General features: G+C 64.1%; 9 protein-coding genes. 8 read left to right on the top strand and 1 reads right to left on the bottom strand.

Going from position 1 to position 10374, the window contains the following annotated elements:
* Positions 1-267: 267 nt before the first annotated feature.
* Positions 268-495 carry a DUF1127 domain-containing protein gene (locus EP867_RS11615; RefSeq protein ID WP_128489363.1) on the bottom strand — a complete coding sequence of 76 codons (228 nt, stop codon included), beginning with the start codon at positions 493-495 and terminating at the stop codon, positions 268-270.
* A 345-nt stretch (positions 496-840) separates the two neighbouring features.
* Between EP867_RS11615 and EP867_RS11610 the strand changes: the two genes are divergently transcribed.
* The 8 genes from EP867_RS11610 (at position 841) to mraY (ending at position 10321) form a co-directional block, all read left to right on the top strand.
* Positions 841-1908 carry an Mrp/NBP35 family ATP-binding protein gene (locus EP867_RS11610; protein ID WP_128489361.1) on the top strand — a complete coding sequence of 356 codons (1068 nt, stop codon included), beginning with the start codon at positions 841-843 and terminating at the stop codon, positions 1906-1908.
* A gap of 666 nt (positions 1909-2574) precedes the next feature.
* Positions 2575-3087, top strand: coding sequence for a division/cell wall cluster transcriptional repressor MraZ (locus tag EP867_RS11605; RefSeq protein ID WP_128489359.1), 513 nt, complete (start codon positions 2575-2577; stop codon positions 3085-3087).
* A gap of 51 nt (positions 3088-3138) precedes the next feature.
* Positions 3139-4140, top strand: a complete 1002-nt coding sequence (gene rsmH, locus EP867_RS11600) for a 16S rRNA (cytosine(1402)-N(4))-methyltransferase RsmH (protein WP_128489357.1) — start codon at positions 3139-3141, stop codon at positions 4138-4140.
* A gap of 4 nt (positions 4141-4144) precedes the next feature.
* A complete protein-coding gene (ftsL, locus tag EP867_RS11595; RefSeq protein ID WP_128489355.1) occupies positions 4145-4498 on the top strand; it encodes a cell division protein FtsL in 354 nt (117 codons plus the stop codon).
* Positions 4495-6282: a peptidoglycan D,D-transpeptidase FtsI family protein gene (locus EP867_RS11590; RefSeq protein WP_128489353.1), complete on the top strand. Its 1788-nt coding sequence runs from the start codon at positions 4495-4497 to the stop codon at positions 6280-6282. The genes ftsL and EP867_RS11590 overlap by 4 nt, the downstream gene beginning before the upstream one ends.
* Positions 6283-6312: 30 nt before the next feature.
* Complete coding sequence (locus EP867_RS11585) at positions 6313-7797, top strand: UDP-N-acetylmuramoyl-L-alanyl-D-glutamate--2,6-diaminopimelate ligase (RefSeq protein ID WP_128489351.1); 1485 nt, start codon at positions 6313-6315, stop codon at positions 7795-7797.
* Positions 7794-9236 (top strand): UDP-N-acetylmuramoyl-tripeptide--D-alanyl-D-alanine ligase, encoded by a 1443-nt coding sequence (locus EP867_RS11580; RefSeq protein WP_128489348.1) that lies wholly within the window; start codon positions 7794-7796, stop codon positions 9234-9236. The genes EP867_RS11585 and EP867_RS11580 overlap by 4 nt, the downstream gene beginning before the upstream one ends.
* A 2-nt stretch (positions 9237-9238) precedes the next feature.
* Positions 9239-10321, top strand: a complete 1083-nt coding sequence (gene mraY, locus EP867_RS11575; RefSeq protein ID WP_128489346.1) for a phospho-N-acetylmuramoyl-pentapeptide-transferase — start codon at positions 9239-9241, stop codon at positions 10319-10321.
* The last annotated feature ends 53 nt before the right edge of the window (positions 10322-10374 follow it).

Here is a 10374-nt window from a genome sequence, read left to right as displayed (position 1 = left end):
AGGGGGCCGCTGCCGAAGCTTGGGGTCCAGGGAGGAGGAGGGACCCTTTCGCATCTCTGGTGCACGTTGCACCTTTATTCGGGTGGCAGCGATCTCAGGGAGGAGGAGGAGGCCGCTGCCGGAACGATCGGCCCAGGGAGGAGGAGGGGCCTTTCGTTGCTGATCCGGTTCTTTGCAGATCCGGGTATTGAGGGACGACGACCCGAGGGAGGAGTAGTCGCCGTCCTTCTCTGCGTCCCGGGAGGAGGTGGGACGCGAGAAAAAGAATTACACGTCTTTCCCGTAAGCGGCTTCGAGAGCCACGCGGGTGATGCCCGAACGCGAGATGCCGAGGTCGGCGAGTTCACGCGAGGACAGTTCGTTCAGTTCACGGCGCGTCCGGGTGAAAACCCGATAGCGCACAAAGCCGTCGCGCAGCGCGGCAAAGAAGCCTTTGCCCTGCAGCTTGCCAGCAGCAGCGGCGTTCAGCGGAGCGTTGGTCGATGCGAGTGCCATGTCAGGGTCCGGTCGGTTACTGTTTCAACGAAAGTCTTAACATCTGGTGCCCGACGGCTCGTTGCCTGCCGGTGAACCCTATTTGACCCATTTGCTGCAATTGCACAATAGCCGCTCCCGGCAACGCCGCGTTGCGCCAGACGCATGGCTCATTGGGGGTATATGCACTTGAAATATTAGGATTCGCACAGGTTTTGAGCGGTTCATGATTTTCGCTGCACAGCAGCATGGGTCATTTATGCTGTGCTGCGGCATGGCGGGAGGCATTTGTTCTCTCACTGGCGGTTTCGGGGAAATATTCGTAAAAGGTGAGTGGTCAGACCGAAGACAACAGGAGTTCCGATCATGGCGGTGACGCGCGACGAGGTTTTGGGGGTTCTGTCGCGAATCTCCCTTCCGGGAGGCGGCGATCTGGTGTCGCGCGATCTGATCCGGGCTTTGCAGGTTCAGGACGGCGAGATTCGCTTCGTACTGGAAGTGGCGGATGCGGCAACCGCGGGGCTGCTGGCGCCTGTGGAGGCTCAGGCCAAAGCGGCGCTTCTGGCCCTGCCGGGAGTAAAGGCGGTCTCTATTGTGATGACGGCCCCTGCCGGCAAAGCGCCGCCGCCGGATCTGAAGATCGGGCGCCATCCGACGCCGCAGCAGGGCGGACCGCAGCCCGTGCCGGGGGTTGCGCGGATTCTGGCCGTGGGCTCGGGCAAAGGCGGCGTGGGGAAATCCACCGTTTCGTCAAACCTCGCGGTGGCTCTCGCAAAGCAGGGGCGCCGCGTGGGTCTGCTCGATGCGGATATCTACGGTCCCAGTCAGCCGCGGATGATGGGCGTCAATCAGCGTCCCGCTTCGCCCGATGGTAAAACCATCCTGCCGCTGCACGCCCATGGCGTGACGCTGATGTCGATCGGCCTCATGCTTAAAGAGGGCGATGCCGTGATCTGGCGCGGCCCGATGCTGATGGGCGCGCTGCAGCAGATGCTGGGGCAGGTGGCCTGGGGCGAACTCGATGTGCTGGTGGTCGATCTGCCGCCGGGGACGGGCGATGTGCAGCTGACCCTCTGCCAGCGCTATCCGGTGACGGCAGCGGTGGTCGTCTCGACGCCGCAGGACGTGGCACTGATCGACGCGCGCAAGGCGCTGAAGATGTTTGACACCCTGAAGACACCGGTGGCCGGTCTGATTGAGAATATGTCGATGTATGTCTGCGAGAACTGCGGACATGAGGCGCATATCTTTGGTCACGGCGGCGTGCGCGCTGAGGCGGAGCGTGAAGGGCTGCCCTTCCTTGGCGAAATTCCGATCAGCCTTGATGTGCGTCTGGCCGGTGATGCCGGAACCCCGATTGCCGCAGGCGACGGGCCGGTGTCGCGTGCCTATGCGCGGCTTGCACAGCGCCTGATCGCGGATGGGGTTGCCTGACTACCGGTTACCCCCGCTCTTGGGATTTCATGGAACTCTGATCTGAATTTGCGCCCGCAGTGCTCTCATGAGCCTGCGGGCGCAGCTCATTCTGCCCGTCAGGTCGGATCACCGCGCCGTGTCCGGGAGTGATTCGGATGTGATCCCCGGCGTGTTCCTGTTCTGATCCGACGCGAGCGCCGCTTGCCTGTGACAGATTTGCAAGTCCGTGGAAATTCTTGGAACTTTTTTATCCACAGGAAGCGCCTGGATATTGTGTTTCTTCAGAGCGGCTTCGCCTGGAAATTCTGAAACGACTCTCTCCCGAGTCGGAATGTCGCGGCAGTTTTCCCCGCATAGTTCCATGCAGGTCCATAATCCCCCTTGTCGGTCCGTGGTGATCCATGGCATCCATAGGTCAACCGGAGACGGGAGCAGTGATTAAGGGGAGCCGAATAACCCCGAACCTGAGGCAGGTTTCACAGGCGCCCCCATTTTCCGGGCAAGAACAAGAACCCGACGGGCCAGCGAGCAGAAGACCCCCCCCAGGTGCGGCCCAGCGGGTCTCCCCGGAAACGGGACAGAAGACGGCGGATCGGGCAGTGGCAGCGGCTCGGTCCGCTGTTTTATTTCCAGGTTGCCAAACGCCCTGAGGCGTGCGGCAGGTGAGGGACGAAGGGACAGCGCGTGCATTTTTCCGGCACGATCACCCAGCGGATTGACGGGAAGGGGCGCGTCTCCATTCCCGCTGATTTTCGCAGGGTGCTGGAAAGCGGCGATCCTGACTTCACCCCGGAAGGTAAACGCGTGCGGATGCGCGTGGTCTATGGCAACCCCGAGCGGCGCTGCCTCGACATCTATCCGATCAAAGCTTTTGATAAACTTCTCAACCGGATCGCGCTGCTGCCTGAGGGCTCGGATGAGCGCGAGATCCTTGAGCTGTTTTATGTTGCAGGCTCTGAGGTTGTGGAAGTGGACGGCGATGGCCGGACCATTCTTGCCCAGCGTCTGCGCGATCACATCGGCCTGCCCCGCGAAGGGGGCGAGGCCGTTTTTGCCGGTTCACTGGATCTGTTTCGCCTCTGGTCACCGGAAGAATTTGAAGCTGAACGGGGCCGCAAGCTGGCCGCCGCACGGGCCCGTATGGCCGGTGGCAGCGGCAATATCCTCAGCATGCTCCCGCCTGCGGCAGAGAGCTGAGCCGATGCGCCCCTCTTGTCCCATCGCAGGCTTGCACCCCGGAGGGGCAGCATGACGGATACGTCACCACATATTCCGGTTCTCATTGAGCCGATCCTGAAACTCTGCGCGCCGATCAAAGGCGTCTGGCTCGACGGCACCTTTGGTGCGGGCGGCTACAGCCGTCGTCTGCTGGAAGCCGGCGCGGATCAGGTGATCGGCGTTGACCGCGATCCGCTGGCCCATGAAATGGCCGCGCCCTGGATCGGCGAATATAACGGCCGTCTGCGGCTGGTGCAGGGCACCTTCTCGGATCTGGATGAACACGCGGGCGAAAAGCTCGACGGTGTGGTGCTCGATCTGGGCGTCTCGTCGATGCAGCTTGATCTGGCGGAGCGCGGATTTTCCTTCCTGCGCGATGGTCCCCTGGACATGCGGATGAGCAGCGAAGGTCAAAGCGCGGCGGATCTGGTCAATGAGGCCGAAGAAGAGATGATCGCCGACATTCTTTATCACTACGGCGAAGAACGTGCCTCGCGCCGTATTGCGCGGGCGATTGTGGCGGAACGCGGCAAGGGGCCGATCACGACGACGGCGCATCTGGCGGCGATCGTCTCCTCCTGCCTGCCGCGCCCGAAGCCGGGGCAAAGCCATCCGGCGACCCGCAGCTTCCAGGCGCTGCGCATTGCGGTGAATACGGAATTTGAGCAGCTGGTCGAAGGGCTGATGGCGGCGGAACGCGCGCTCAAACCCGGTGGCCTTTTGGCGGTGGTGACCTTCCACTCGCTGGAAGACCGCATCGTGAAGCGCTTTTTCCAGGAGCGCTCAGGCCGTGACGGCGGGGGCAACCGCTATGCGCCCGGTGGTCCTTCCGAGGCCGCGCGCTTTGACATTCTGACCCGCAAGGCCGTCGGGGCCGATGACGATGAGCTGGAGATGAACCCGCGCTCGCGTTCGGCGCTTCTGCGCATCGGGCGGCGGACCGAGGCTCCGGCGGGTCCGGTTGATCCGGCAACCATCGGCGTGCCGGGGCTGAAATCGGGTGCAACGGGCGGCAGGCGGAAAGGGCGCTGATCACATGCGGACGCTGGTGGTTATTGTTTCGCTTCTGGCTATGCTTGCTTCCGGCTTCTGGGCCTATCGTGAAAACTACGCCACCAAGCTTTCGGTGCGCGAGGCGAACCGTCTGACCCGCGAAATCCGCCGTCTGCAGGAAGCCATTGCGCTGCAGAACGCGGAATGGGCCTATCAGAACCGCCCCGACCGGCTGGCCGAACTGGTGGCTGCCAATTTCGACCGTCTCGGGCTTTTGCCGATGCAGCCCGAGCAGTTCGCCCGGGCAGCCCAGCTTCCCATGCCGCCCGAGCCGCCGCTTGAAGACACCACGCTCGTCTCTGAACAGCCTGACACTTCCGGGGAGATCCTGCCGTGATCCGCACGCCGCTTCGCCCGCTTGCCCGTATCCTGCGCGCCCGTGAGACGGGCGAAAACCCGGATGTGATTGAGGCCGATAACCTGCGCGCCCGCCATGAGGTGCTGCGCGACAAGGCCCGCAAGCGCGCCGAGGGGCGGCTTTTGCTGCTGGTCATGGCCTTCTGCGCGGCCTTTATGACCGTGGGTATCCGCATGGCCGTGCTGGCGGGCACCGAGCCGGAAGAGCCCCGCGCCTCTGTCGCGGGCAAGGGTATCCAGGCGCAGCGCGCCGATATTGTCGATCGCAACGGCCATGTGCTGGCGACCAATATGGTCACCCATGCGCTTTATTCGCATCCGCGCGATATGGTCGATGCGCCGCGCGCGGCCCGAGAACTGGCAAAGATTTTCCCCGAGATGGATGAGGAGAAACTCCTCAAGCAGTTCACCTCCGGCTCCGCCTTCCTCTGGCTCAAACGCACGCTCTCGCCCGAGCAGGTTCAGGCGGTCCACGACATCGGTGAGCCGGGTCTGCTTTTTGGCCCGCGTGAGATGCGCCTTTACCCCAATGGCAAGCTGGCCGCCCATGTGCTGGGCGGCACCCGTTTTGGCGATGAGGGGGTGCATTCCGCCGAAGTGATCGGGGTTGCCGGCATTGAAAAGACGCTGGATGAGCGCCTGCGCGATCCCGCGCTGCTCGATCAGCCGCTGCAGCTGTCGATTGATCTTTCGGTTCAGGCCGCTTTCGCCGAGGTGCTGCATGCGGGGATGAAGCTTCTCAACGCCAAAGGCGCGGCCGGGATTTTGATGGATGCGAAGAACGGCGAGATCATCTCCATGGTCTCGCTGCCGGATTTCGACCCCAACAACCGTCCGCCGCTGCCGGTCAGCGGGGATCCGGCTGACAGCCCGCTGTTCAACCGGGCGATCCAGGGCGTCTATGAGCTGGGCTCGGTGATGAAAGCCTTTCCGGTGGCGCAGTCGCTGGAGCTGGGGCTGACCAATCCCAATACGATGATCAACACCCAGGGGCCGATGCAGCTTGGCCGCTTCCGCATCCGGGATTTCCGTAACTACGGCCCGGCGCTGTCGGTGACGGACATCATGACCAAATCCTCCAACATCGGCACCACGCGGCTGATCCAGCAGATCGGCGCGACCCGCCAGCAGGCGTTCCTGAAAGAGCTGGGCTTTCTGGATGTAACGGGGGTTGAGGTGTCTGAGGCCGGGCGGGCGCGCCCGCTGGTGCCCAAGCGCTGGTCCGACATCCATTCGGCCACCATTTCCTACGGGCATGGTCTGTCCGCCAGTGCGATCCACCTGGCAGCAGGCTATGCGACCCTCGTCAACGGCGGATATGCCGTGCAGCCGACGCTTTTGAAGCGCGAGGGGCCCGCGCCGCAGATGGCGCAGGTCATATCCGCGCGCACGTCGGATCAGATGCGCGAGATTCTGCGCCAGGTGGTGGTGCGCGGCTCGGCCAAAATGGCGGAGGTGCCGGGCTATCTTCTGGGCGGTAAAACCGGCACGGCAGATAAGCAAAAGCCGACGGGCGGCTATTACAAAGACAAGGTTATGGCGAATTTCGCCGGTGCCTTCCCGATGGATGATCCGCGTTATGTCATCATCATCTCGCTTGATGAGCCGGTGGAAACCAGCGGCACCATTGCGCGCCGCACGGCGGGCTGGACCGCTGTTCCGGTGACCGGCGAAGTTGTGCGCAGAATTGCACCGCTGCTGGGTCTGCGTCCGGCAGAGGTTGAAGCCCCCGCACCAACCGCTGTAACAGCGGTGCGTAACTGAAACTGATCTGCGCGCACGCAGGAGGGCCTTATGACAGCCGAAAGCCGGAGCCTTGCAGATTTAGGTCTTGCGGCCAGGGGCGGGCGCGAGACGCGCATCACCGGGCTGGCGGTTGACAGCCGTCTTGTGAAGCAGGGCTATCTCTTTGCGGCACTTCCCGGCAGCCGTATCCATGGGGCTGAGTTCATTCCGACCGCGCTGCGCATGGGCGCCGGGGCCGTCCTGACCGATGCCGCGGGGGCGAAGCTCGCAGCAGAGGCGCTGGCCGCCTATCCCGAGGCGGCTGTGGTTCTGGCCGAAGACCCCCGCGAAGTGCTGGCCCATGCGGCTGCGCTCTGGTCGGGCAGCCAGCCTGCGACCATGGTGGCGGTGACGGGCACCAATGGCAAAACCTCCGTGGCCTCCTTCACCCGCCAGCTCTGGCAGGCGCTCGGCCATGCGGCGGTCAATATCGGCACCACCGGCGTGGAAGGCGATTTCAGCGCGCCTTCCGGGCACACCACGCCAGAGCCGATCACGCTGCACCGGCTGCTCGCCGAGATCGCGGCAGAGGGCATCGGCTACGGCGCGATGGAAGCCTCATCGCACGGGCTCGATCAGCGCCGCCTGGAAGGGGTGCGCCTTTCGGCTGCGGGCTTTACCAATCTCACGCAGGACCACCTGGATTATCACGGCACGATGGAGGGGTATTTCCAGGCGAAACTGGGCCTCTTCACGCGGCTTTTGCCCGATGAGGGCGTGGCGGTCGTCGATATCGACAGCCCCGAGGGGCGGCGCATGGCCGATGCGGCCGTGGATCGCGGTCTGGCGCTTCTGCGCACCGGCACGCATCCCGACGCCGATCTGCGCATTCTGAACCAGCGTTTTGACGCCACGGGCCAGGAGGTGCGCTTTGCCTGGAACGGCGCCCCGCGCCAGCTGCGGCTGAACCTTGTGGGCGGCTTTCAGGCCGGAAATGTCGCCGTTGCGGCCGGGCTGGCGCTGGCCACCGGCTCGCAGCCCGATGAGGTTTTTGACGCCCTGCCGAAGCTGACCACCGTGCGCGGGCGGATGCAGCTTGTCGCCACGCGCCGCAACGGTGCGGCCGTCTATGTTGATTACGCCCACACGCCCGATGCCGTAGCCACCGCGCTGAAGGCGCTGCGCCCGCATGTCATGGGGCGGATCATTGTGGTCATGGGCGCGGGCGGGGACAGGGATAAAACCAAGCGCCCGCTGATGGGCCGTGCGGCGGGTGAATTTGCCGATGTGGTCTTTGTCACTGACGACAACCCGCGCTCAGAAGATCCGGCAGCCATCCGGGCTCAGGTCCGCGAAGGCTGCCCTGAGGCCACCGAGATCGGCGACCGGGCCGAGGCAATCCTGCTCGGGGTCGACGCCCTGCAACCCGGCGATGCCCTTCTGATCGCCGGAAAAGGCCATGAGACGGGGCAGGAAATCGCCGGACACATCTATCCCTTTGACGATGCAGAACAGGCGAGCGTCGCCGTGGCTGCACTGGACGGTCTTATATGACAGCGCTCTGGACCTCGGATGAGGCCGCCGCCGCCACGGGTGGCACCGCGACCCGTGATTTCTCGATCACCGGCATTTCCATCGACACCCGGACCCTTGTGCCCGGCGATCTTTTTGTTGCGCTGAAAGACCAGCGCGACGGTCATGATTTCGTGGCGCAGGCGCTGGAGAAGGGGGCCGCCGCCGCCCTTGTGTCCCGCCGGCCCGAGGGGGTTGCACCGGATGCACCGCTTCTGATCGTCGGTGATGTGCTGCGAGGCCTTGAAGATCTGGGCCGCGCCGGTCGCGCGCGCAGTCATGCAAAGGTCGCCGCGATCACCGGATCGGTCGGGAAAACCTCGACCAAAGAGATGCTGCGGGTCATGCTGGGGGCTCAGGGGAAGGTACATGTGGCGGAGGCGAGCTACAACAATCACTGGGGCGTGCCGCTGACCCTGGCCCGGATGCCGCGCGAGACCGATCTGGCGGTGCTGGAAATCGGCATGAACCACCCCGGAGAGATCGCGCCCCTGGCACGTCTGGCGCGTCCGCATGTGGTCATGATCACCACCGTCGCCCCCGCGCATCTGGCCGCCTTTGGCGGCATCGAGGGGATTGCCGCAGAAAAGGCCGCGATTTGTGAAGGACTTGAGCCGGGGGGCACCGCCGTTCTGCCCGGCGATCTCGAAGTGACGCCGATCCTGCTTGAGGCTGCGCGCGCTGCCTCTGCCCGCATTGTGACCTTCGGCGAGGGAGAGGCGACCTGGGCGCTGACCTCTGCCATCGTCACCCCGGATGTTACCGTCGGCACCGCCGCCACACCGCCCGGCCCGCTGGACTTCAAAGTCGCAAGCCCGGGGCGGCACTTTGCGGTGAATGCCCTCGGCGCACTCGCTGTGGCTGCGGCCATGGGGGCAGATCCGGCGGTCGCCGCCACGGATCTTGGCACCTGGGCCCCCCCCGCAGGGCGCGGCATGCGCGAAAAGATTGCCCTTGATCCGCTGGATGAGGCACTCAGCTTTGATCTGATCGACGATGCGTTCAACGCCAATCCGGCCTCGGTGGCAGCGGGCCTCGGCCTTTTGCTGGCGGCCACACCGCGCAATGGCATCGGACGCATTGAGAAGGGCCGCCGCATTGCCGTTCTGGGCGATATGCTGGAACTCGGGCCCGATGAACTGGCGCTGCACGCCGAAATCGCCGGGCTGCCGGGGATGGCGCAGGTTGATCTCGTCCATTGTGTGGGCCCGCGGATGCGGGCGCTTTATGAAGCGCTGCCGGTGCGGCAGCGGGGGGAATGGGTGGCCACGGCACCCGAACTGGCCGCGCGCGCCGCGCAGCTGGTCGATGCCGGGGATGTGCTGCTGGTAAAAGGATCCAAAGGGATCAGGGTCTCGCTGGTGGTCGCGGCGCTGCGCGCCCTGCGCAAAGCCCCGGCTCAGGGACAGACGGAAGGTTAAGAATGCTTTACGAACTGACGCGGTTTTCCGAAGGGGGCGACCTCTTTAACCTCTTCCGCTATATCACCTTCCGCGCGGGCGCGGCGTTCTTCACGGCGCTGATCTTCGGCTTCATCTTTGGCCGACCCCTGATCAACTTCCTGCGCCGCAAGCAGAAAAAGGGCCAGCCGATCCGCGATGACGGCCCGGCAAGCCATTTCTCCAAAGCCGGCACCCCCACCATGGGCGGGCTTTTGATCCTCTCGGCCGGTATTGTCTCCACCCTGCTCTGGGCAAGGCTCGACAATCCCTATGTCTGGATCGTTCTCGGCGTCACCCTGGCCTTTGGCCTGATCGGCTTTGCCGATGACTATGCCAAGGTGACCAAAATGAACACCAAAGGCGTCTCGGGTAAAATCCGGATGGGCCTCGGCCTTCTGGTTGCCGCCATCGCGGGCTATGCCGCCGCGGTGAACCACCCCCCGGCCCTGACCGGGCAGCTGGCGGTTCCGGTCCTGAAAGACACGCTGATCAACCTCAGCATCCTCTTTGTACCCTTTGCCATGATTGTTATTGTGGGGGCGGCCAATGCGGTCAACCTCACCGACGGCCTCGACGGTCTCGCCATCATGCCGGTCATGATTGCGGCCGGCACCTTCGGCATCATGTCCTATGTGGTGGGCAACTCCAACCTGACGAGCTATCTTGGAGTTCACTTCGTGCCCGGCACCGGTGAGCTGGTGATCTTCTGCTCGGCGCTGATCGGCGGCGGCCTTGGCTTTTTGTGGTACAACGCCCCTCCGGCTGCGGTCTTCATGGGCGACACCGGCTCGCTGGCTCTCGGCGGCGCATTGGGGGCGATTGCCGTCTGCATCAAACATGAGATTGTGCTCGCCATCGTCGGCGGCCTCTTTGTGGTTGAGGCACTCTCGGTCATCATCCAGGTCGCCTATTTCAAACGCACCGGCCGCCGCGTCTTCCTGATGGCCCCGATCCACCACCACTTTGAGAAGAAAGGCTGGGGCGAGGCACAGATCGTGATCCGCTTCTGGATCATCGCCCTCATCCTCGCGCTCATCGGCCTCGCAACCCTCAAAGTCCGCTGAACCTCCGACAAAAAAGCGCGCGCCCTCACCCGGCGCGCGCTTTTCTTTGGCTT

It is taken from the genome of Falsigemmobacter intermedius, assembly GCF_004054105.1.
In the GTDB taxonomy this organism is placed as follows: domain Bacteria; phylum Pseudomonadota; class Alphaproteobacteria; order Rhodobacterales; family Rhodobacteraceae; genus Wagnerdoeblera; species Wagnerdoeblera intermedia.
The sequence above is the reverse complement of the archived record's forward strand: the minus strand, read 5'-3'. Positions and strand labels throughout refer to the sequence as shown.